Below are 22296 nucleotides of genomic sequence, written 5' to 3' on the forward strand. Positions count from 1 at the left end.
AACGTTAATTACAGGGGCCCGAAGGCCCCTGTTATCAAGCATCACTTTGTGTCAATTCCACATTCAGACCAAGAGAACGAAGCTCTTTGACCAAAACGTTAAAGGACTCAGGAATACCTGCTTCGAAGTTCTCATCACCTTTGACGATAGCTTCGTAAACTTTGGTACGTCCGGACACGTCATCAGATTTAACTGTCAACATTTCCTGCAAGGTATAGGCAGCACCATAAGCTTCGAGTGCCCAAACCTCCATCTCACCGAAACGCTGTCCACCAAACTGAGCTTTACCGCCCAATGGCTGCTGCGTAACAAGAGAGTAAGGTCCGATAGAACGCGCATGGATCTTGTCGTCAACAAGGTGATGCAGTTTCAGCATGTAGATATAACCAACGGTTACACTACGATCGAACTGTTCACCTGTACGACCGTCGATGAGACGAACCTGACCAGAACTATCAAGCCCGGCTTTTTCAAGCATCTCAACAACGTCTTTTTCCTTGGCACCATCGAATACAGGGGTCGCGATCGGAACACCGTTACGTAGGTTGTAACCCAGTTCGTCAAGCTCATCAGTATTCATATCTATGATGTCGTCGTTATAGTCTTTTTCACCATAAACATCGAGCAACTTAGATTTAAGATCATCGTAATCGCCTGTGCGACGTGCATCCACAGCCATATCACCAATCTGGTGACCAAGACCGCGACATGCCCAACCCAAGTGAGTTTCAAGAATCTGACCAACGTTCATACGTGATGGAACACCAAGCGGGTTCAACACGATATCAACAGGTGTGCCATCTTCGGTATAAGGCATATCTTCCACAGGCATAATGCGAGAGATAACACCTTTGTTTCCGTGACGACCAGCCATCTTATCACCAGGCTGAAGCTTACGCTTCACAGCAACAAAGACCTTAACCATCTTCATTACACCAGGAAGAAGTTCATCACCACGCTGTAGCTTCTGGACTTTGTCGTCAAAGCGTTTCGTCAGTTCGTCAATTGACTCTTCAAACTGCTTGTTAAGCGCTTCGATTTCAGTCTGAGCAGCATCGTCTTCAACAGCAATCTGGCGCCACTGCCCAGGCGTGTAGTCAGCAAGAAGAGCTTCGTCAACCTTAATACCGGTAGACATACCCTTTGGACCGCTAACAACAACATTACCAAGAACGAATTCTTTCAGACGGTCATAGAAGGAGCGTTCCAGAATACCACGTTCATCATCACGGTCTTTTGCGAGATGTTCGATTTCCAGACGCTCAATAGCAAGTTCACGCTCATCTTTCTCAACACCACGGCGAGAGAAGACACGTACGTCAACAACAGTACCAACGCCCCCAGGAGGAACGCGCAGAGATGTATCTCGAACGTCAGATGCTTTTTCACCAAAGATTGCACGAAGAAGTTTTTCTTCCGGCGTCATTGGGGATTCACCTTTTGGTGTCACCTTACCAACAAGAATATCACCAGGCTGTACTTCAGCACCGATGTAAACCATACCAGCTTCATCAAGGTTGCGAAGTGCGTCTTCACCAACGTTTGGAATATCACGTGTGATTTCTTCCTGACCAAGCTTTGTGTCACGTGCCATCACTTCATAAGCTTCGATATGAATTGAAGTAAAGACATCGTCACGTACAATACGCTCAGAGATCAGGATTGAATCCTCGTAGTTGTAACCATTCCAAGGCATAAATGCCACGAGAACGTTACGACCAAGAGCCAACTCGCCAAGATCAGTAGAAGGACCATCGGCCATGATGTCGCCGCGAGAAACACGGTCACCAACCTTAACCAATGGACGTTGGTTAATACACGTGCCTTGGTTAGAGCGCTGGAACTTCGACAGGTTATAAATGTCTACCGCACCCTCGCCTGTGGACATGTCATCACGAACACGAACAACAATACGCGTCGCATCCACCTGATCTACGATACCACCACGACGAGCGGAAATAGATACACCTGAATCCTGTGCAACACGCGGCTCCATACCTGTTCCAACAAACGGCGCCTCTGCTTTGAGCAGTGGAACCGCCTGACGCTGCATGTTCGAGCCCATAAGAGCACGGTTCGCATCATCGTTTTCAAGGAACGGGATCAAAGCAGCAGCAACAGAAACGAGCTGCTTCGGAGACACATCAATCAGATTGATATCTTCACTACGTGAAACGAAGTAGTCACCACTCTTACGGCAAGAAATCAATTCTTCCACAAAAGTATTGTCTTCATTCAGCGCTGCGTTTGCTTCCGCAATTGTGTAACGTCCCTCTTCAATCGCACTCAGGTAAATAACATCATCTGTTACTTTACCATCAACGATTTTACGATACGGGCTTTCGATGAAACCATAAGGGTTCACACGCGCAAAAGTCGCAAGGGAGTTGATCAAACCAATGTTTGGTCCCTCAGGCGTTTCAATCGGGCAAATACGTCCGTAGTGCGTTGCATGCACGTCACGAACCTCAAAACCAGCACGCTCACGTGTCAGACCGCCAGGGCCCAACGCAGAAACACGGCGCTTGTGCGTAATTTCTGAAAGTGGGTTTGTTTGGTCCATAAACTGTGAAAGCTGAGAAGATCCGAAGAATTCGCGGATAGCAGCAGCAACAGGTTTCGCGTTGATCAGGTCATGCGGCATAACCGTATCGATCTCAACAGAACTCATACGCTCCTTGATCGCACGTTCCATACGCAGGAGACCTACGCGGAACTGGTTTTCCATCAACTCACCAACGGAACGAACACGACGGTTACCGAGGTGATCGATATCATCAATCTCACCTTTACCATCTTTCAACTCACAGAGAATCTTGACGATCTCCATAATGTCTTCGCGACGTAAGGTACGAAGCTGATCATCCGTCTCAAAATCAAGACGTGCGTTCATTTTCACACGACCAACAGAAGAAAGATCATAACGCTCTGAATCAAAGAACAGACCGTTGAACATTTTCTCAGCAGCTTCAAGGGTCGGTGGCTCACCCGGGCGCATCACACGATAGATGTCCAGAAGAGCATCTTCACGTGTCGCATTCTTATCCGCAGCAAGTGTATTACGGATATACGGGCCAACCTTCACATTATCAATACCGAGAACTTCAATTTCAGAAAGTCCTGTACCGGCGAGTTCTTCCAGAAGCTCTTCGGTGATTTCCTCACCAGCTTCACAAATAACTTCACCAGTGGATGCATTGATGTGATCGTTCGCAATGTAAGACCCGAAAAGGTCATCACCAGGAACAAAGATATCAGTCAGGCCACCATCAACAAGCTTACGAATTTGACGAGGAGTCAGTTTTGTGCCTGCTTCCGCAGCAACATCACCTGTCTTTGCATCAATAAGATCGTTGTTAAGCTTAACACCCTTCAAGGCTTCAGCATCAAAAGGACGCTTCCAACCGTTGCCGGATTTTTCATAAGTCACAGTGTCATAGAAGAAGTTCAACAGATCTTCTGGAGACATTCCCTGTGCTTCTTGAGGATCAAGAACTTCGTTTGCTTCTTCAAGCTCAGCGCGACGAAGTGCAGTCTCTGCATTGTCAAGCGCGAGCAATAGCGTTGTCGCAGGAAGCTTACGGCGGCGATCGATACGAACATAGACAAGGTCTTTCGCATCAAATTCAAGGTCAAGCCAAGAACCACGGTAAGGGATAACGCGAGCAGCAAACAGGAATTTACCTGATGAATGGGTTTTGCCACGATCATGGTCAAAGAACACACCAGGGCTACGGTGCATCTGAGAAACGATTACACGCTCAGTACCATTAACAACAAATGTACCGTAACGTGTCATCATCGGCAGATCACCCATGTAAACATCTTGCTCTTTGATGTCACGGATTGATCTTGCGCCGGTATCTTCGTCTACGTCCCAAACGACCAGTCTCAAGGTAACCTTGAGAGGTGCAGCATAGGTAATGCCACGCTGTTGGCATTCTTCTACGTCAAACTTAGGTTGTTCCAGCTCGTAACGCAGAAACTGCAGTTCAGACTTTTCAGCAAAATCCTTGATCGAAAAAATCGATTCAAATACTTCTTGAAGTCCGGTAGTTTTGCGCTCAGCAGCAGGAACGCCTACCTGTAGGAACTGATCGTAAGATGCCTTCTGAACTTCAATCAAATTAGGCATAGTGCTCACTTCCGTGATACGCCCGAAGTCCTTGCGAATGCGCTTGCGACCCGTAAACGATCTCGCCATGTCAGTAACGTCCTCGTCCCATTGGGTGTTGACGAAAGGAAGGTTCCCCAACGTCAATAAATTTCTAAACAATCGCCGGCTACTGTGCCTGTGTTAACCCAGACAAAAAGCACCAGCTTCAGGGTAATTTTACGCCTTACCCCTGAAAGGCGCAGAAAACCGGCGCGACACACAGCTATCGCTGTGTACCGGCCGGGTTTTCTATACTGGTAGTGACGCGAGAGCCAAGATTACTTGACTTCTACAGTTGCGCCAGCTGCTTCCAGTTTACCTTTGATGTCTTCAGCTTCCGCTTTATCAACACCTTCTTTGATCGCTTTTGGAGCAGATTCAACTAGCTCTTTAGCTTCTTTCAGACCGAGACCTGTAATGCCGCGAACTTCTTTAATCACGTTGATTTTCTTTTCACCAACAGACGCAAGAACAACATCAAACTCAGTTTGTTCAGCAGCAGCACCACCAGCGTCACCGCCAGCAGCAGCAGCAACAGCTACAGGAGCAGCAGCAGATACGCCCCAGTGCTCTTCCAATTTCTTGGAAAGTTCAGCAGCTTCAAGAACTGTCAGTTTAGACAGTTCGTCAACCAATTTATCAAGATCAGCCATAATAATTCATATCCTCTAAAGGCTTGAACAGAGAAAATTTAACAAAACCGTTAAGCAGTTTCGCCTTGAGACCCGTAGGCACCAAATACGCGTGCTAGCTGACCAGCTGGGGCTTGCGTAACACCTGCAACTTTTGTAGCAGGCGCCTGCAATAGGCCAACCAGTTTGCCGCGCAATTCGTCGAGTGAAGGTAGGCTAGCAAGAGCCTTAACGCCATCAGCATCAAGGATTGTGTTACCCATCGCACCACCGACAACAGTCAGCTTCTCGTTCTTCTTGGCGAACTCGACGCAGACTTTAGCCGCTGCAATTGGGTCAACAGATGTCGTAACAGCTGTTGGACCAGAAAACAGTGGCTTCAGTGCCTCAAATTTCGTGCCGTCAAGAGCAATCTTCGCCAGCCGGTTTTTCGCAACTTTGTAGCTAGCGCCGTTATCCCTTGCGTCTGAACGCAATTCGGAAACTTCTGAAACTGTCAGACCAGATTGTTGAGTAACAACAACAAGGCCGGAGTCGTCGAAGACTTCCTTAAGGAAAGCGACGAGCTGTTCTTTCTGTGTACGATCCACGGTAGCTCCGCTCGTTTTTTTGACCTAACTCAAATGGACTCAACCAAATGAATTCAGATCGATTTGCACGAGAACCCCTCATCACTAGAAGGATTCGGTTCGCCTGTCCTGGAAGTTCAAGCCTTACACAACCGGAGGACCCGGCGTGCTATAACTCGCTTCCCGTCTATGTAGGCCCCACAAGGACTTAAGCTCCGCCGAAGCGCAACACCCACAGTCTCGGACAGGTCGCAACAGAATTAAAAATTCTGCTGCAGGAACAGCGGAAGAACGAATTCTCCCGCTGAGTGATGCCCTAATACACCAAAAATTTCTCTACGTACAGAGATTACTCTGCAGAAAGTGAAGAAACTTCCAGTTTAACGCCTGGACCCATCGTGGATGAGATCGCAACGCGCTTTACATATGTACCTTTAGCGCCAGCTGGCTTCGCTTTGTTGATCGCGGCTACGAACGCGCGAACGTTCTCAACCAGCTGATCTTCACCAAAGCTCATCTTGCCAATACCAGCGTGAACAATACCGGCTTTCTCGGCACGGAATTCAACCTGACCGGATTTAGCAGCTTCAACAGCGCCCTTCACGTCAGGAGTAACAGTACCAAGTTTCGGGTTTGGCATAAGACCGCGAGGACCAAGAACCTTACCAAGACGACCAACGATAGCCATCATGTCAGGAGTCGCAATCACACGATCAAAATCCATTTCGCCGCCCTGGATCTTTTCCATAAGATCTTCAGCACCAACGATTTCCGCACCAGCTTCTTTCGCTTCTTCAGCTTTAGCATCACGAGCAAAAACAGCAACACGAACAGATTTACCAGTACCGTGCGGCAATGGAACAACGCCACGAACGTTCTGATCAGCGTGACGCGGGTCAACACCCAGGTTCATCGCGATTTCCAGAGTTTCGTCGAACTTTGTTTTTGCATGAGCTTTGATGTGCTTTACAGCGTCACCAAGATCATAATGCTTTTCGCGGTCAAGACCTTCATAGGCGCTTGCAATACGCTTACCTTTTTTCGCCATGATCTTATCCCTTCACTTCCAAGCCCATGGAACGCGCTGTGCCCATGATGATTTGGCTAGCGGCATCCAGATCGTTTGCGTTCAGATCTACAAGTTTAGTCTGAGCAATTTCACGAACCTGATCCATTGATACAGAACCAACATACCCCTTACCGGTTTCAGAAGAACCCTTAGCAAGGCCAGCAGCTTTTTTCAGATAGAAACTGGCTGGTGGTGTTTTTGTAACAAATGTGAAAGAACGGTCACTGTAAGCCGTAATGATAACAGGAACAGGAGTATTTTTCTCCATGTCGCCTGTAGCAGCATTAAACGCTTTACAGAATTCCATGATGTTAAGACCACGCTGACCAAGCGCAGGACCCACAGGTGGTGATGGATTAGCAGCACCAGCAGGGATCTCAAGCTTGATATAGCCTTCGATTTTCTTTGCCATTGATTTACCCTCATTTAGTTTGGGTGCGCGGTATGGCTATGGCAGGCCCACCGCACTAAGAGCAATCACACATGTGATCGCTTAACGAAAAACTTGAAACGATTTTACTGCTTCTCGACCTGATCGTATTCCAGCTCAACCGGCGTTGAACGACCAAAGATAGAGACAGCAACCTTGAGACGGGCTTTTTCTTCGTCGACCTCTTCAACAACACCGTTGAACGAAGCAAACGGACCATCGCTAACACGAATAGTTTCACCGACTTCAAATGTAACAGATGGACGTGGACGATCGACACCTTCCTGGACTTGCTGCAGCATTGCCTGCGCTTCCCGCTCGGATATCGGTAAAGGACGCCCTTTTCCACCAAGAAAACCTGTAACTTTTGGCGTATCTTTCACCAAGTGCCAGCTCTCATCCGTCAGGTCCATCTTGACCATCACATAACCCGGAAAGAACTTACGCTCAGCATTAATACGTTGACCGCGGCGCATCTCAACTACTTCTTCAGTAGGAACCAGCACTTCTTCAAAACGATCTTCCATACCTTTTTTGGCAGCCTGCTCACGAATAGATTCAGCTACCTTCTTTTCAAATCCGGAATAGACATGGATTACATACCAACGTGCAGCCATGATTTTACCCTCCCAGACCTAAGACAAGTTTCACACCCTGATTAAGAACCAAGTCGACGAGAAAAAAGAATGTTGCCGTCAGAGTAACCATCACGAATACCATACCAGTGGTAACGAGAGTCTCTTTACGGGTTGGCCAGGTAACTTTACTCAGTTCCTGACGGAATTCCTTCATGAGCTGACCGGGGTTGGTCTTTGCCATTCTCAAACGCCTTTGACTTAATGCTCATACAGAGCGGATCGATACAAACTTATTTAGTTATACACCGTTTATTTACAAGAAATAAGATCTGGTGCCAACTATGCCAAAACCCAGCACATGCTGGGTTCTAAGTGGCAGGAGAGGAGGGACTCGAACCCACAACCCCCGGTTTTGGAGACCGGTGCTCTACCAATTGAGCTACTCTCCTACATTTTGTCGTTGTATCCAAGTGAATCGGAGAAGATCAACTTGGCGACGGGGCGTTCTAGCAGGACGCCCCGTCCCTATCAACGTTTTTTTATTTTATTTTGAGATGCTTGAAACGACACCAGCACCAACGGTACGGCCGCCTTCACGGATCGCAAAACGCAGACCATCAGTCATCGCGATTGGTGCGATAAGCTCAACGTCCATAGCAATGTTATCACCAGGCATTACCATCTCTGTACCTTCTGGCAGAGAAACAACACCCGTAACATCTGTTGTACGGAAGTAGAACTGTGGACGATAGTTAGAGAAGAATGGTGTGTGACGACCACCCTCTTCTTTCGTCAGAATGTAAGCTTCTGCTTTGAAGTTTGTGTGAGGCGTAATGGAACCTGGCTTCGCAAGAACCTGACCACGCTCAACATCTTCACGGCCAACGCCACGTAGAAGTGCACCAACGTTATCACCAGCTTCACCCTGATCGAGAAGCTTGCGGAACATTTCAACACCAGTACAAGTCGTTTTCTGAGTATCGCGGATACCAACGATCTCGATCTCTTCACCAACCTTAAGAACACCTGTCTCAATACGGCCAGTTACAACTGTACCACGACCTGAGATAGAGAACACGTCTTCGATAGGCATCAGGAAGTCTTGATCAACCGGACGATCTGGCTGTGGAATGTAGTCATCAACAGCTTTCATCAGCTCAAGAATCTTCTCGGAACCGATATTCGCATCACGACCTTCTAGTGCTGCCAAAGCAGAACCGGATACGATCGGAATATCGTCGCCCGGGAAGTCGTAAGAAGATAGAAGCTCACGGATTTCCATTTCAACGAGCTCTAGAAGCTCTTCATCGTCAACCTGGTCAACTTTGTTCATGAAAACAACAAGAGCAGGAACACCAACCTGACGCGCAAGAAGGATGTGCTCACGTGTCTGTGGCATTGGACCATCAGCTGCGTTAACAACCAGGATAGCACCATCCATCTGAGCAGCACCAGTGATCATGTTCTTCACATAGTCAGCGTGACCCGGGCAGTCAACGTGAGCATAGTGACGACCTTCTGTCTCATACTCAACGTGTGCTGTAGAAATGGTGATACCACGTGCACGCTCTTCTGGTGCCTTATCGATATCTGCAAAATCTGTAGCTTCACCGCCACTTGCTTCTGCCAATACTTTCGTGATCGCAGCAGTAAGAGTTGTCTTACCATGGTCAACGTGACCAATTGTACCTACGTTACAGTGCGGTTTCGTCCGCTCAAACTTTTCCTTAGCCATCTCGCCTAATTCCAGTTCTGATGGACGACCACGCGTCCTCAAGCTCAAATACATTAAAAGCCCGCACTTGAAAGCATGCGAGCTTCAGGGATAAATTTTGGAGCGGGTGGGGGGAATCGAACCCCCATAACTAGCTTGGAAGGCTAGGGCTTTACCACTAAGCTACACCCGCATACATCACACGACCTAACTTGATTAACTGAAATGTGGATGGTGGAGGGAGTTGGATTCGAACCAACGTAGGCAGACGCCAGCGGATTTACAGTCCGCCCCCTTTAGCCACTCGGGCATCCCTCCATGTTATCCACGCAACCTCTAGGGAGAGGCTTCAGCTACCGAGCATTTCGGTGTGCGTTGATGATGCGAAATATGTTCATTTCCAGACGCATGTCAACTGGAAGATCCATAAAAATATCATCATTCCTGTTTTTTTCTTCGCGACGAACTGTCATATAGACCATGAAACTAAAACTCCGGAGCAAACGACTGTCATGGCAAAGCCCAAAAAACTGCGAAAAAAGAACTCTTCACAACGCTCAGGTAAAAAAGAAAATCCCGGAGCAGGAAATTTATGGCTCTATGGTATTCATGCCGTCCTTGCAGCACTTGGGAATCCAAATCGACAGATAAAACGATTCGCAATCACGCCGGACACGAAGTCCAAACTAGAATCGGAACTGGCTGAAATCGAATACGAAACGGAACGCAAACTTGTTCCCGATCATGTTGCCAATACTGATCTGAACGAACTACTTCCCCCCGGCGCAGTTCACCAGGGAATTGCCTGTCTCGCATCGGCTTTGGAAGAGACCTATATAGAAGACGTCCTGACCGAAGTTAAATTGGCGGAACGTGCCGCCGGCAAAAAAGGTGATGAAGATTGGGAGTTTCAGGCAGAAGGCCGAACAGTTCTCTTAATCCTCGACCAAGTCACAGACCCACAGAACGTCGGGGCGATTTTACGTTCTGCCGCTGCATTTGGTGCCAAGGCCGTTATTACTACCGACAGGAATTCAGCACAGCCAACCGGATCACTTGCCAAAGCTGCTTCGGGGGCACTTGAACACATCCCTTATGTTGGCGTCACCAATCTGGTTCGTGCTGTAGAACAAATTAAAGAAGCTGGTTTCTGGTGTTACGGGCTTGCCGGCGAAGGAGAGAAGGTACTGTCAGACGCTCTGCCAGCAAACGGCAAAATCGCTCTTATTATGGGAGCAGAAGGCACAGGCCTTAGACGCCTCACTCGCGAACACTGTGATATGCTGGTCAATCTGCCAACCTCTGATGCCTTTGGCGTGCTGAATGTTTCCAGCGCTGCCGCGGTTGCTCTTTATGAAACAGCTCGAAGTAAATAAGGGACGAAGGAAGCGCCATCTGTATTCAGTTTTACCTGACGACATCACCTACTTATGTCGTTAGGTAAAATTGTTGCGATTTGCCTATTTGTTTTTTTTCGCCTAAGACTGCCTACCGCAAATTGATTACGTAAACATTTGTCCAGTTTGCAAAATACACCTAACTAAGTTAGGGTGAAATAATAACGAGCGAAAAATATCGCCAATAAAAACAATAAAAATGCACCATAAATTAAGTGCACAAAACAATACGACTTTCGATAATAGCGCCAGCAGAATCAGACAATGCCTCCACCAAAGCGTAATAAATACCTCTCCAGCTCTTTAAGTACACGTGACCTGATTGTCGATGTCGCAGAGCAACTCATCGCCCAACACGGGGTTGAAGGCCTAAAGCTTAAAGATATTACAAAAGAAATCGGTATTCAGCTCCCTTCCCTTTATGCACACTTTGCGGGCCGAAGTGCAGTGCTTATTGAGATTGGCAAGCGCATACTCGAAGGCATTGTACAAGATTTTGACGAAATCGAAAATCTTCCGCCACGTGAAGCTCTGAGAGAACATACACGTTTAATGGTGCGTCGCTGTACAACAAATAGAGCCCATGTTCTTGTCTTGCTTGCTGATTTTGCAGCCCCTCAAGGTATTGATGCCCTTAATGCAAACGAAGCTATTCTTTATCCCTATTACGAACGTCTCACCGCCGTTCTGGAAAAGGGACGGGAAGAAGGTCTGTTCAACAAGGTCGAAACAGAAGAGTTCATCGCTAATCGCCTCGGCATTATTTTGGTCAACATCGCCTTTGCTTCGCTTAAAACAGGTGTTTTCACAGAAAAACAAGCTGCCCGCCTGGAAATCAACGCCCTTGCCCAGATTGATTCGATGCTAACGGATGGCGACAATAGACCAAATACATAAAGCCCAATACATAAAATTAAGAAGCCGTGATGCCAAAAGATATCATTTCCAATAGCTTTTGGGCATCACGCAACCTGTAATATGTATGAAGAAAGATTGTAGAGATCGTAAGATAGAAGCTATCAAAACTTCGAAGTTTCCTCCTAAGATTGCTTCACGTCGGCCAGATGCCATAGCTTGGCAACAATGCGCCACCCTTCCCTGCCCCTGACAAAACACAAATGATCGACGAATATATTTTCATGTATCCGCAGGCGAACCTTCACTGTCGCACATTTACTTGAGAGCCAATCAATCATAATGATTTCATCTTCTCTGTCCTGCCCTTTACTCGCGGGCGAAACACGTTTTGAGATAACATCACGATAATCGGCAATAGGATCAACTGTTGTATCTCCTTCGTCTGCGTCAAATAGACTGGATGCAGGGTGAAACACCTGATCAAAAAGATGAAGGTCACAATAGTAGAGAGCTTTGAAATAAACCTCGATCGCATCAAGTAAATCGGTATTAGATAATAGCGTTTTATTATTTGGCATAACGTACCCTTTTGAAAAAAGAAATGATCTTCAAAAGAATATTGCCTGATAAAATCCCTGCCAGATCCAATACTGCCAAATACCGTAAAGGTCGTGCCAAAGGCGTTCAGGATTAATGAGAAAGAGAATTTATTCTGCTTTTATATGTTCCAAAAACTTCAAAACAGATATTCAAAACAGATAAATGTCAGAACGAGCTCAAGCATATCTGTTAAAAGATTGATGATGGTGTATAATTCTGATGATATCACTCTTTCCCTGAAAGTTTTTCATGAACATCAAGCTTCTGAAAGGGTTGTCTGAAGTTGTTGACGACTACGACCTTTTCATCTTCGACCTTTGGGGCGTCATACATAACGGCATTACACCATATTCCGATGCAGTTGAATGCCTGATACTTCTTCGCGCGCAAAAGAGCTGTGAGATTATTTTTTTGTCTAATGCCGCGAGGCTTAGTCGTTCCATCTCTGCACACCTAACCAGCCTTGGTATTAAAGAGAACATATATGACAAACTGCTGACCTCTGGCGATGTAACCGCCAATATAATTTCCAGTAGAGCAAAAGAAGAAAATCCCCTCACCAGACCAAAGTACTTTCATATCGGCCCGGAGCGTGCGCAACCAACACTGGATGCCTGTGGTGGTAAAGAGGTTGCATTGGAAGATGCCGAACTGGTTATTTGCACCGGCTTCTTTCGGGAAGAAGAAGAAAAGGTCGACGATTATACGGAACTGCTAAAGACCGTATTGGCCCATAAGTTGCCAATGATCTGTGCCAACCCGGATATCATTATAAATCGCGGAGGCAAAACTATCCCTTGCCCGGGGGGCATAGCCGCTCTTTATGAAAAAATGGGCGGAACCGTTGAACGATTTGGCAAGCCCTATCCAGCTATTTATGACTGCGTGTTCGCCCAACATACAACAATCGCCAGATCCCGCGCTGTTATGATTGGCGACAGCCTGAGTACAGATATCCGTGGCGCCAGACAGGCAAACATTGACAGCATATGGATTGGCGGCGGCATTCATGCCAAAGACTTAAATATGGGACAGAATGGTCAGTTAGATCCCGATAAAGTACAGGAAGTTGCAAAGCAAGCCGGCGAATGCCCGAAAGCCATTTTACCCTGGTTACACTGGTAGGTGCTCACTATAGAAGCAGGTTCCCCTTCTCCTCTCCGCATTCCCCCCAGAATAATTAGCACCCCGGACTAATTAGTTTCTTTTTCCAATTTATCCCAACTGTAACCTTTTGAGTGTTAGTCGTTAAAAGCTTAGGGGTTAAAATGTGGGTGGCGTACAGGCCGAAATAATAACCGCCTCTTCAGTACCCGGATTACGCCAACGATGCGGGATACGGCTATCAAAATAAAAAGCATCCCCTGCCTTGAGAATCTTCCGCTGATCACCAACTGTCAATTCAATCTCGCCACTGACAATAATTCCGGATTCTTCAGATTCATGGCGCAAGAGTGTCTCGCCGGTGTCGGCACCCGGTTGAAGTTTTTCATGCAGAATCTGTAATGCTCTGTCACTAAGATCACGCCCGACCTGTCGATAAGAAATATTACCACTTCCGATTTCGGTCAAATCCTCTGCCCGGTAAAAAACCTTTTGCCTAGGCGTCAGATCTTCTGAGAAAAAAGCAGAAACCGAGATCGGAATGCCTGCCAGCACTTTCTTCAGAACTCCGACTGAAGGGCTGCTCTTATTTTGCTCGATCAACGAAATTACCGCGTTAGAGACTCCGGCCCTTTTTGCCAACTCACGCTGCGATAAACCATTCAGCTGTCGTAATGCCCGCAAGCGCAGACCAAGGTCAAAATCATCATCTTCCATCAATTTCACCCATATGCTTATTATTTTTAACACTATTAACAAAAAAACTACTATATGGGTATAAAAAAGGGGGTGTTGCCTATTTTTTTAATCATGTATGGTTATTTCAAAAGCGATGCCAAAAACGATTACGCGTCAAAAAGAATTACGTAACGACAGAGCATCAAACAGAAAGACTGAACCCGAAACACTGAACATGGGAGGCAGGTAAATGAGCAACCTACCTTTGAATAACGAATTCGATAGATCACCAAACAATCTCGACGCATTCTGGATGCCCTACACATGGAACCGTAAGTTCAAGAAAGAACCTTTGCTCCTAACAAGTGCCAAGGGCATGCACTACACAACAATTGAAGGCAATCAAGTTCTTGATGGTACGGCCGGTCTTTGGTGCTGCAACGCTGGGCACGGCTGTGATCGTATTACTCGCGCGGTACAAGAAACTGTTGCCAAACTGGACTTTGCACCAACCTTTCAACTTGGTCACCCGCTAGCCTTCGAGCTTGCATCCCGCGTGACATCCATGCTGGACGGCTATGATCACATGTTCTTTACCAACTCTGGTTCTGAAGCTGTGGATTCCGCCCTTAAAATAGCCCTCGCCTATCACAGAGCGCGCGGCGAAGGTCATCGTACACGACTAATTGGTCGTGAACGTGGCTATCACGGCACAGGTTTTGGGGGGATTTCCGTCGGTGGTATTGTCAAAAACCGTAATGTTTTTGGCACAATGTTGGCTGGTGTCGATCATATGCGGCACACCCACGATTTGGAGAAACAGGCTTATACCGTTGGACAGCCCGAATGGGGTGCCCACCTTGCTGAAGATTTAGAACGCATTTGTGCTCTGCATGATCCGTCAACGATTGCTGCTGTTATTGTCGAACCAATGGCAGGATCTACGGGTGTGCTAATGCCACCAAAAGGCTACCTGGAAAAACTGAGAGAAATCAGTGAAAAGCACGGTATTTTGCTAATCTTTGATGAAGTCATCACAGGTTTCGGTCGCCTCGGAACGCCATTTGCCGTTGATAAGTTCGGTGTAAAACCTGACTTGATCACCTGCGCCAAAGGCTTGACCAACGGTACGATTCCTATGGGCGGTGTCATTTGCCGCGAAGGTATCTACGAAGCCTTTGAAGCAGCTGCAGATAACGACCCAAGCAGCTCAATAGAACTGTTCCACGGATATACTTACTCTGGCCACCCTGTAGCAGCAGCAGCCGGCCTTGCGACCCTTGAGACCTACAAAGAAGAAGGGCTGTTTGAACGTGCACAAGGGCTAGAAGATTATTGGGGCAATGCTGCGCATAATCTCAAAGGCACGCGCCATGTTATTGATATTCGTAACATGGGCCTTATTGGTGCCATTGAATTGGAATCACGCCCCGGGGAAGTCGGAAAGCGTGCTTACGAAGCCTTTAGAAAGTGCTTTGAAAAAGGTGTCCTTATTCGTGTCACAGGCGACATTATTGCCCTGTCACCACCGTTGATTATCGAAAAAGGACAGATTGATCAGATATTTGAAACAATCCAAACCGTTCTGAATGATTTGGACTAAACCGTCTGTAAAAACAGGACGGGTTAACCGGTGTGGACCCATCAAAAAGATTGGTCTGCACCTATTAAGAACCTGCTGCTAAAATAAACTAAGAGCATAATTAGAAAAATAGCAGTTTGTGCGACATATTAAGGAAAGAGAAAAACATGTTGATTGGTGTTCCAAAGGAAATCAAGAACCACGAGTATCGTGTTGGCTTGGTTCCAAGCTCTGTCAGAGAGCTCGTTCACAACGGTCATCAAGTTATTGTAGAAACCAGTGCCGGGGGTGGTATTGGCTTTACAGATGCTGATTATGAAACTGCGGGTGCATCAATCGTTGCAACAGCCGCAGAAGTTTTCGCAAAAGCTGAAATGGTTGTGAAGGTGAAAGAACCTCAGGAAGTTGAATACAAACAACTTCGTGAAGGACAATTGCTTTTCACTTACCTGCACCTGGCACCGGATGCACCACAAACACATGGCTTGCTCGAATCAGGCTGTGTTGCTGTCGCCTACGAAACTGTTACCGACAAAAAGGGTACTCTCCCTCTATTGCGCCCAATGTCAGAAGTAGCAGGTCGCATGTCAGTTCACGTTGGCGCCAATTGCCTGCACAAAGCAGCAAATGGTTCCGGCGTTCTCCTTGGCGGCGTTCCCGGTGTTGCACCCGGTAAAGTGGTTATCATCGGCGGTGGTGTTTCCGGAACACATGCTGCGCGTATGGCAATGGGTCTTGAAGCAGAAGTCACAATTCTCGACCGCTCTTTGCCACGCATTGACGAACTGAACAGTCTCTATGGCAACAAACTCAAAGTTGTTTACTCCACAGTTGATGCTATTGAGAAATATGTATCCGAAGCTGATCTGGTTATCGGCGCTGTTCTTGTTCCCGGTGCTTCAGCACCGAAACTTGTCAGCCGCGAATTGCTGGGCAAAATGCGACCGGGCTCCGTTCTTGTTGATATCGCGATTGATCAAGGCGGTTGCTTTGAAACATCACACGCAACAACGCATCAGGATCCAACTTACGAAGTTGATGGCATTATCCACTACTGTGTTGCCAACATGCCTGGCGCTGTTGCCCGCACATCAACCATTGCCCTGAACAACGCTACACTGCCGTTTGCACTCGCACTGGCAAACAAAGGCTACAAAAAAGCACTGGCCGACGATCCGCACCTGATGGAAGGTCTGAACGTTGCCTTTGGTAAAGTGACCTGTGAGCCAGTTGCTGAAGCACACGGTCTGGAATATGTGTCCGGCGCAAAAGTCCTGGGTCTATAAAAGGCTGTTCTTTAAAGATCACATAGCTTGATCCCCGAATAAGGATCAAATGAGGTAAGGCGAGCTCTCATTATGAGGCCCGCCTTATTATTTGGGAAATTGCCCAATAAAAAGCCTTCTCGGTCCTGAACCGAGAAGGCTTTTTATAAAACAGATGCGGTTATGTCAGCGACTGTTAATCAGATGTCATTATATCGCTTAGATCAGGATGCCAGAAGCGAGAGATCTCCACTCAGCATATCGCATAAACCTGTCGCATCCAGAACGGGAACAGAACATAGATCATTATCCAACAGATCTCCGGGAGCCAAACGAGCAAGATCCGCCTGATCAGATGATACTCGTCGTGCTGCCGTTGACAGATCTACCCCCTCAGAGGAAATCACAGCTTCGAAGTCAGCAACCTTGAAGTCAAAGTTTCGAGTATCATAATCCATTGCAAGCATCCTTAACTATCGCACCATTTGTTAAAGACAGTATAGAAGGCCATAAGTAATAGTGGTGTAGCATGATGGGGGCAAAGCTAGGGCATTCCTGTGACGGAAAACTTTACAAAAAATTAACCATATCTTAGCGATACCAAATTTCTCAATGTAACCAATTGCATAGGTTCAATATCAAGAAATCAGACAAAGGTTAACACGGGATCTCTATCCCTTTTGAAACTCAGTACAGCAAAAATGAATCACAACGCTCTATCTTCCCAATATAAATCACCATAAAATAGTGAAAAAATCAGAGTCCTTCATCATCTCGGGTAACCAGCGTAGCGAAGAAAAAACAAGCATCAAAAATAGCCTTTTAACTTCAATACCTTATGCACGATTCAAAAAAAATATTTTTTTTGTCATTTTCCGCTTGAGTAATTTAAGCGAATCACCTAAATTCCGCCTCGTCGCCACGATGACTTCCCAACGAAGTCGCAAAGAATAAGTGGCTGACCACTGTGCCTCTATAGCTCAACTGGTAGAGCACCTGATTTGTAATCAGGGGGTTCCGGGTTCAAGTCCTGGTGGAGGCACCACTTCTTTCCTTTATATTTCAATACCTTAATAGACATTTTACGGCCTCCTATTTTTAAAAATCAGTGGGTTGTGTGCCAGAGTTATAGTTCGTTAAACGTTATCCTGTTAATAACAATCAATCCCTCCTCTTAGTGCCAAGGTAAAATATTTAATTTTGCCCCTCAGAAAGCACATTTAAAAAAGAGATATACTGCTCAAAACAAACTCTTATTAATCTTAATGAAACTATGCGTTAAACACATGTCCACAGATCCAAACGATATTAAACGAGGAAATTTTGGCGATTTTTCTCGCTCACTCATTAAGAATGACGATGGTTATCAGATACTTAATGACTCGAAATTACCCGACCGACGAATATTTACTCAAAAAGGTAATTCTCCCGTCGTAGAATACTTTGAAATTAATCCAGGCGATTGCGGTAAAGTTGATGGGTGGGATGATTGTAAAGAAGGTAGAGAAAGAGCCGAAATAAAAGAGAAAGAAAGTGATATCAAATTATCAAAAGAATACTGGTACAGTTGGGATTTTTTTATCCCTAAAGACATTGATCTAAAAGTATGGCCAACCAAAGTATGTATTGGTCAATTTCACCAAGACAAATCCAACGACTTTCCTTGTCGAAAAGCATCAGTAATTTGGATGTTTCAAATAGCAGAGCATGGCGGTCTTTATCTAGATGAGCAAATCACTGGTAAAACCAGAGGTTATACACAATTAATTACTCACGAAAATCTTCAAAAAGAATGGCATAACATTATTGTTCATGCCAAATGGTCCACAGAAAATACCGGGAAATTTAGTGTCTGGGTAAACGGCATTCCTAAAGCTAACTACGAAGGCATCACCACAACCACAGGCAAGCCATACTTCAAATACGGCCTCTACAGAACAAAGGTGAATCAATATGCAGATGAAAACGGAATAAAGGGTGGAACACCAAAGCAAAGTATTTATTATGCAAACGTTATCAGAAGCAGTAACTTAGATGGAATTTTAAGCTTCAACAAAAATTTAGAAGGTTATAAAGAACTTAAAGTCTTTCCTTAGCAACAGTAAAGACATAACAATTTTTTGAAGAAAGAGTATATATCACTCTACATCCTTTTCCTTCAAACTCTTCTCGTATTCTTCCCAGTAATGCGGCACACTTTTCAGACGCTCTTTTTTGTTCGAGCCTTCGACATGTTTATCAAGATAAACTTTAAGCTCAGCATAACTTGAAATTTCAGGTACATTAAGGTCAGCAAGGAAGTGATCAATCCACCCTATAGCGTCCTTTGGCAAAACTGTTTTTTCTTTCAAGAACGTCTTGAAGTCACATGTACTCATACCGAATTCTCCTAACTCATATCACAGTTTACCAAATCCGGTCGCGCATTACTCATGAATTATTCTCTACCGCCTAAGCGTTGGAAACAAGAATTTACAAACTGGATTTTTAACTGTCTCACTCCCTCTTCTAACCGAACTTCTTTTACATTAGCTTAAGCACCAGACTCTGTGCCTGCTTTTGCGTTAAATCGGCCAAAGACTGTGGCATTTCAAACCCCATCGCCTTTGCTTGAGCAGAAAGAGCAGCAGGCCCAATCTGCCTTAGATACTCCATAGGATATTCAAGCATATCCTTGACCTTGGCTTCTTCGACCTGCTTGGCCACATCAGAACTGCTATCAACGGTCGCCGACTTGGCAGCGTCCATCCAGTTAAGCCCTCCTGTCATGGATTGAACACTACTTGGCATTAACTTAACAAGGTTAGCGGCCCTTTGCCGATCGGTCCGTGGATTATCCAGTTGTTGTTGGTAAATCAACTTTTGTGCCTCGGGAGAGATGGAAATTTGATCCTGATTTTTAGCTGTGTCAGACTGGGTATCAGCTGCATTGCCTTTGGCCTTACTTGCCAAAAGCGTCTGCTCACGCGATTGCTGAACATAAGGATTATTCGAAGAATTCGCCGCGGAGCTGCGATCAAACCAGGAAGAGTTCAGAAGATTGATCATGTTTTCTTTTCCATCATTAGTTTAGAAAACATGAAGCAAGATAAGTGCCAGTTTAACTTTCGCAGAATTAGGTAAATTCAGCCCTTAACAAACGATAAAACAAGCAAAAATACCGCATAAAAATTCCACCTCGGCAAACTTTACCCTAAGAGATCAATCTAAACAGGAAGCTTTTACACCCTTTGTAATTTTACCCCATAGCGTGTGAACAGGAACAAAGATAAATCTATATTCACTTCACAACAGGTAAATCACCCCACCGCGTGGTATAACGTGGGGAAATCATCTTTTGCCTCATCTTCCAGTCATCATTCATACCCGATGCGGCAAAACGAACAGTATCACGACCATGGGAACGATTGAGATCATCCAGAAGATTCATCAGAGCCTTTGATTTCTTTACATCATTTTTAGCAAAGATATTCTGTTGTACCCCTTGAGCACCAACCAATCCACCGAGAAAAATTCCGACCTTCTGGTACAGTAACCCTTCTCGGTACACTTTTTTAAGGCAATGTTCCGCCGCCTTGATCAACAAGGGCGTTTCATCCGTTGCCTCGGCAAAGGTAATGCTAAAGGAGTTTTTATAATAGGTCTGATCTTTACCATGCGGACTGGTGCGCAGGGAAACACTCAGCTTATTTGCGGCAAGCTTTTGCCCCCGCAGTTTTTCTCCGGCTCGGGTAGCATGTGCTGCAACAGCCTGCTGGATTAGAGAAAGGTCACTTAGATATCGACCAAATCCACGAGAAACAATAATACTTTTCCGGGGTGGCACCACTTCCTCCACAGTAAGGCATGAAATACCGTTAAGCTCATGCACCATACGTTCAAGTACGACATTAAAACCGGATCGAATACGCTTGGGATCGGCAGACGCGAGATCGAGTGCACTATAAATACCCAGCGCCTGTAGCTTTGGCGTTAACCGACGTGAAATCCCCCAAACATCTCCAATAGATATTTGTTGAAGTTGAGCTTTATTATCTGGTGCAAATACAAATACACCATCATATTGGCCATTCTTCTTGGCAACGCGGTTCGCTACTTTAGCCAAGGTTTTTGTTGTCGAAATCCCAACACAGACTGGTAACCCCGTATACTTGCGCACCGTTTTTCGAATATGGTGACCCAGTTCAGTCAAAGCCTCCAAATTATCAACAGCACCGCCCCCCGCGAAACGCAGAAAGCTCTCATCAATCGAATAAACTTCTATACTTGGCGTAAAGCGCTGATAGATCTCATTGACCCTGTCAGACATATTTCCATAAAGCGCATAATTTGACGAGAAAACCCGTGTGCCTGTCTGACGTAACTTTGGCTTAATAACGTGAAACAGATCCCCAATTTTATAGCCAAGCTTTTTGGCTTCTTCCGAGCGGGCAATCACGCAACCATCATTATTGGACAGAACAACAATGGGAACACCTTCCAGATCAGGGCGAAAAACCCGTTCGCAAGAGGCGTAAAAGTTATTCACGTCAACCAGCGCAATCCATTGACTATTACGAGAGGAGTTAGCATGAGAAAGAAGATTATCAGGGCTGTTATTCGTCACGACCGGTCAATCCAATCTGGTGATCACATTTGTCACAACGCCCCAAATCTGTAGATCCTGCTCTTTTGAAATTTTGATTGGCTGATATTTAGGGTTTTCCGGACGCAACTGAATGTGCCCACCACGATCAAACAGACGTTTCACCGTCAACTGACCATCAAGAACAGCAATAACAATTTGACCGTGTCGTGCCTCTAAAGATCGATCAACAACAAGCATTCCCCCTGGCATAATGCCAGCATCAATCATGGAATCCCCTGACACCTTCATAAAGAAAGTCGCCTCGGCACAATCGACCAACTCTTCGTTTAAATCGAGTTCTCCTTCCATATAGTCTTCAGCCGGAGAGGGAAAGCCTGCGGGAATTCTGAAAGCATAGAGAGGAAGCGGGAGAAACATTCCCTTCTTCGCCTGCCCTATATACGTAAGAGCTTCATTTTTCATGGGTGTGTTCTCATGTGCTACTTTTAACATCGCAACCAAGAACAAATAGAGAACAAAATGCTATTTAAGTCAAGAAATACTCGGCTTCTAAAACTGCCGATGATCAATAAGCAACTTATAGGCACAAAAGATATGTAATCTATTCGCAAACACATCACATACTGGTTCCCTATATTACGTAACAATACAAACAACTTCACAAAAACATCTTCAACAGGAATAAACGATGGCAACACAGGATATCCCCTTCCAAACAATCGATTGGGCACAGATAGCAGTAACAGAGCATCCTGGTGATGAGGGCACGGCCTACTGGCAAACTTTACAATATGAAGGTTTACGTATTCGAATTGTTCAATATTCCGCCGGTTATATTGCAGATCATTGGTGTGAAAAAGGGCATATTGTGCAGTGCCTAGAGGGTAATTTCACTAGTGAGTTAAGTGATGGAACAAACTTTTCACTTTCAGTAGGCATGACCTATGTTGTCTCGGATGATCTAAGCTCACACAGATCCGTAACAAAAAATGGCGTAAAACTACTCATAATTGACGGAGATTTTCTCAAATCCCAAAAAGAGCTTAATTGAACAAGCCTTTTTCTCTTCTATCGGC

At 45.7% G+C, this 22296-nt stretch carries 23 protein-coding genes and 4 tRNA genes; 8 read left to right on the forward strand and 19 right to left on the reverse strand.

Going from position 1 to position 22296, the window contains the following annotated elements; all coding sequences use genetic code 11:
* Positions 1 to 34: 34 nt before the first annotated feature.
* The 12 genes from rpoB to BKB51_RS21235 all read right to left on the reverse strand — a co-directional run bounded on the left by rpoB (position 35) and on the right by BKB51_RS21235 (position 9630).
* A complete protein-coding gene (rpoB, locus tag BKB51_RS07515; RefSeq protein ID WP_085900485.1) occupies positions 35 to 4204 on the reverse strand; it encodes a DNA-directed RNA polymerase subunit beta in 4170 nt (1389 codons plus the stop codon).
* A 230-nt stretch (positions 4205 to 4434) separates the two neighbouring features.
* On the reverse strand, positions 4435 to 4809 hold the full coding sequence (gene rplL / locus BKB51_RS07520) for a 50S ribosomal protein L7/L12 (RefSeq protein WP_047766117.1): 375 nt from the start codon (positions 4807 to 4809) through the stop codon (positions 4435 to 4437).
* Positions 4810 to 4859: 50 nt separating this feature from the next.
* A complete protein-coding gene (gene rplJ, locus BKB51_RS07525) occupies positions 4860 to 5378 on the reverse strand; it encodes a 50S ribosomal protein L10 (protein WP_085900486.1) in 519 nt (172 codons plus the stop codon).
* Between the two features lie 328 nt (positions 5379 to 5706).
* Positions 5707 to 6405: a 50S ribosomal protein L1 gene (gene rplA / locus BKB51_RS07530; RefSeq protein WP_085900487.1), complete on the reverse strand. Its 699-nt coding sequence runs from the start codon at positions 6403 to 6405 to the stop codon at positions 5707 to 5709.
* 4 nt (positions 6406 to 6409) lie between these two features.
* A complete protein-coding gene (gene rplK / locus BKB51_RS07535) occupies positions 6410 to 6838 on the reverse strand; it encodes a 50S ribosomal protein L11 (protein ID WP_047766115.1) in 429 nt (142 codons plus the stop codon).
* A 104-nt stretch (positions 6839 to 6942) separates the two neighbouring features.
* A complete protein-coding gene (nusG, locus tag BKB51_RS07540) occupies positions 6943 to 7473 on the reverse strand; it encodes a transcription termination/antitermination protein NusG (RefSeq protein ID WP_046510122.1) in 531 nt (176 codons plus the stop codon).
* Between the two features lie 4 nt (positions 7474 to 7477).
* Positions 7478 to 7675, reverse strand: coding sequence for a preprotein translocase subunit SecE (secE, locus tag BKB51_RS07545; protein ID WP_046510121.1), 198 nt, complete (start codon positions 7673 to 7675; stop codon positions 7478 to 7480).
* 132 nt (positions 7676 to 7807) lie between these two features.
* Positions 7808 to 7883: transfer RNA gene (locus tag BKB51_RS07550), tRNA-Trp, on the reverse strand.
* A gap of 95 nt (positions 7884 to 7978) precedes the next feature.
* A complete protein-coding gene (gene tuf / locus BKB51_RS07555; RefSeq protein ID WP_085900480.1) occupies positions 7979 to 9169 on the reverse strand; it encodes an elongation factor Tu in 1191 nt (396 codons plus the stop codon).
* A gap of 98 nt (positions 9170 to 9267) precedes the next feature.
* Positions 9268 to 9341 (reverse strand) — tRNA-Gly (locus tag BKB51_RS07560).
* Positions 9342 to 9380: 39 nt separating this feature from the next.
* Positions 9381 to 9466, reverse strand: a tRNA-Tyr gene (locus BKB51_RS07565).
* A gap of 35 nt (positions 9467 to 9501) precedes the next feature.
* The gene (locus tag BKB51_RS21235) at positions 9502 to 9630 is read right to left on the reverse strand and encodes a hypothetical protein (protein ID WP_255312373.1); all 129 of its coding nucleotides are present in this window, start codon (positions 9628 to 9630) and stop codon (positions 9502 to 9504) included.
* 30 nt (positions 9631 to 9660) lie between these two features.
* On the opposite strand from BKB51_RS21235, the gene rlmB reads away from it, so the two are divergent.
* Complete coding sequence (gene rlmB, locus BKB51_RS07570) at positions 9661 to 10524, forward strand: 23S rRNA (guanosine(2251)-2'-O)-methyltransferase RlmB (RefSeq protein WP_085900488.1); 864 nt, start codon at positions 9661 to 9663, stop codon at positions 10522 to 10524.
* A gap of 285 nt (positions 10525 to 10809) precedes the next feature.
* Positions 10810 to 11442 carry a TetR/AcrR family transcriptional regulator gene (locus BKB51_RS07575; RefSeq protein WP_085900489.1) on the forward strand — a complete coding sequence of 211 codons (633 nt, stop codon included), beginning with the start codon at positions 10810 to 10812 and terminating at the stop codon, positions 11440 to 11442.
* Positions 11443 to 11585: 143 nt separating this feature from the next.
* Here BKB51_RS07575 and BKB51_RS07580 read toward each other — a convergent pair whose 3' ends face one another.
* Positions 11586 to 11981 carry a nuclear transport factor 2 family protein gene (locus BKB51_RS07580; protein ID WP_085900490.1) on the reverse strand — a complete coding sequence of 132 codons (396 nt, stop codon included), beginning with the start codon at positions 11979 to 11981 and terminating at the stop codon, positions 11586 to 11588.
* Positions 11982 to 12252: 271 nt separating this feature from the next.
* On the opposite strand from BKB51_RS07580, the gene BKB51_RS07585 reads away from it, so the two are divergent.
* Positions 12253 to 13128 carry a TIGR01459 family HAD-type hydrolase gene (locus BKB51_RS07585; protein WP_085900491.1) on the forward strand — a complete coding sequence of 292 codons (876 nt, stop codon included), beginning with the start codon at positions 12253 to 12255 and terminating at the stop codon, positions 13126 to 13128.
* A gap of 138 nt (positions 13129 to 13266) precedes the next feature.
* On the opposite strand, the gene BKB51_RS07590 is transcribed toward BKB51_RS07585, so the two are convergent.
* Entirely contained in the window at positions 13267 to 13824 is a 558-nt protein-coding gene (locus tag BKB51_RS07590) for a cupin domain-containing protein (RefSeq protein ID WP_179187912.1), read from the reverse strand.
* Between the two features lie 211 nt (positions 13825 to 14035).
* Here BKB51_RS07590 and aptA point away from each other — a divergent pair, with 211 nt between their 5' ends.
* Both aptA and ald read left to right on the forward strand, forming a co-directional pair.
* Positions 14036 to 15388 carry an omega-aminotransferase AptA gene (gene aptA / locus BKB51_RS07595; RefSeq protein WP_085900493.1) on the forward strand — a complete coding sequence of 451 codons (1353 nt, stop codon included), beginning with the start codon at positions 14036 to 14038 and terminating at the stop codon, positions 15386 to 15388.
* Between the two features lie 146 nt (positions 15389 to 15534).
* A complete protein-coding gene (gene ald, locus BKB51_RS07600) occupies positions 15535 to 16653 on the forward strand; it encodes an alanine dehydrogenase (RefSeq protein ID WP_085900494.1) in 1119 nt (372 codons plus the stop codon).
* A gap of 203 nt (positions 16654 to 16856) precedes the next feature.
* On the opposite strand, the gene BKB51_RS07605 is transcribed toward ald, so the two are convergent.
* Positions 16857 to 17090 carry a hypothetical protein gene (locus BKB51_RS07605; RefSeq protein WP_085900495.1) on the reverse strand — a complete coding sequence of 78 codons (234 nt, stop codon included), beginning with the start codon at positions 17088 to 17090 and terminating at the stop codon, positions 16857 to 16859.
* Positions 17091 to 17601: 511 nt separating this feature from the next.
* On the opposite strand from BKB51_RS07605, the gene BKB51_RS07610 reads away from it, so the two are divergent.
* Positions 17602 to 17677 (forward strand) — tRNA-Thr (locus tag BKB51_RS07610).
* A gap of 241 nt (positions 17678 to 17918) precedes the next feature.
* The gene (locus tag BKB51_RS07615) at positions 17919 to 18728 is read left to right on the forward strand and encodes a heparin lyase I family protein (protein WP_158090175.1); all 810 of its coding nucleotides are present in this window, start codon (positions 17919 to 17921) and stop codon (positions 18726 to 18728) included.
* Positions 18729 to 18770: 42 nt separating this feature from the next.
* On the opposite strand, the gene BKB51_RS07620 is transcribed toward BKB51_RS07615, so the two are convergent.
* The 4 genes from BKB51_RS07620 to BKB51_RS07635 form a co-directional block, all read right to left on the reverse strand.
* Positions 18771 to 19010 (reverse strand): hypothetical protein, encoded by a 240-nt coding sequence (locus BKB51_RS07620; RefSeq protein ID WP_085900497.1) that lies wholly within the window; start codon positions 19008 to 19010, stop codon positions 18771 to 18773.
* Positions 19011 to 19155: 145 nt separating this feature from the next.
* The gene (locus BKB51_RS07625; RefSeq protein ID WP_085900498.1) at positions 19156 to 19680 is read right to left on the reverse strand and encodes a hypothetical protein; all 525 of its coding nucleotides are present in this window, start codon (positions 19678 to 19680) and stop codon (positions 19156 to 19158) included.
* Between the two features lie 232 nt (positions 19681 to 19912).
* Positions 19913 to 21238, reverse strand: a complete 1326-nt coding sequence (locus BKB51_RS07630) for a Y-family DNA polymerase (RefSeq protein WP_085900499.1) — start codon at positions 21236 to 21238, stop codon at positions 19913 to 19915.
* Between the two features lie 6 nt (positions 21239 to 21244).
* Positions 21245 to 21637 (reverse strand): LexA family protein, encoded by a 393-nt coding sequence (locus BKB51_RS07635; RefSeq protein ID WP_085900859.1) that lies wholly within the window; start codon positions 21635 to 21637, stop codon positions 21245 to 21247.
* 271 nt (positions 21638 to 21908) lie between these two features.
* Here BKB51_RS07635 and BKB51_RS07640 point away from each other — a divergent pair, with 271 nt between their 5' ends.
* The gene (locus tag BKB51_RS07640; protein ID WP_085900500.1) at positions 21909 to 22271 is read left to right on the forward strand and encodes a DHCW motif cupin fold protein; all 363 of its coding nucleotides are present in this window, start codon (positions 21909 to 21911) and stop codon (positions 22269 to 22271) included.
* Positions 22272 to 22296 lie beyond the last annotated feature (25 nt).

It is taken from the genome of Kiloniella majae (assembly GCF_002118315.1).
GTDB lineage: Bacteria > Pseudomonadota > Alphaproteobacteria > Kiloniellales > Kiloniellaceae > Kiloniella > Kiloniella majae.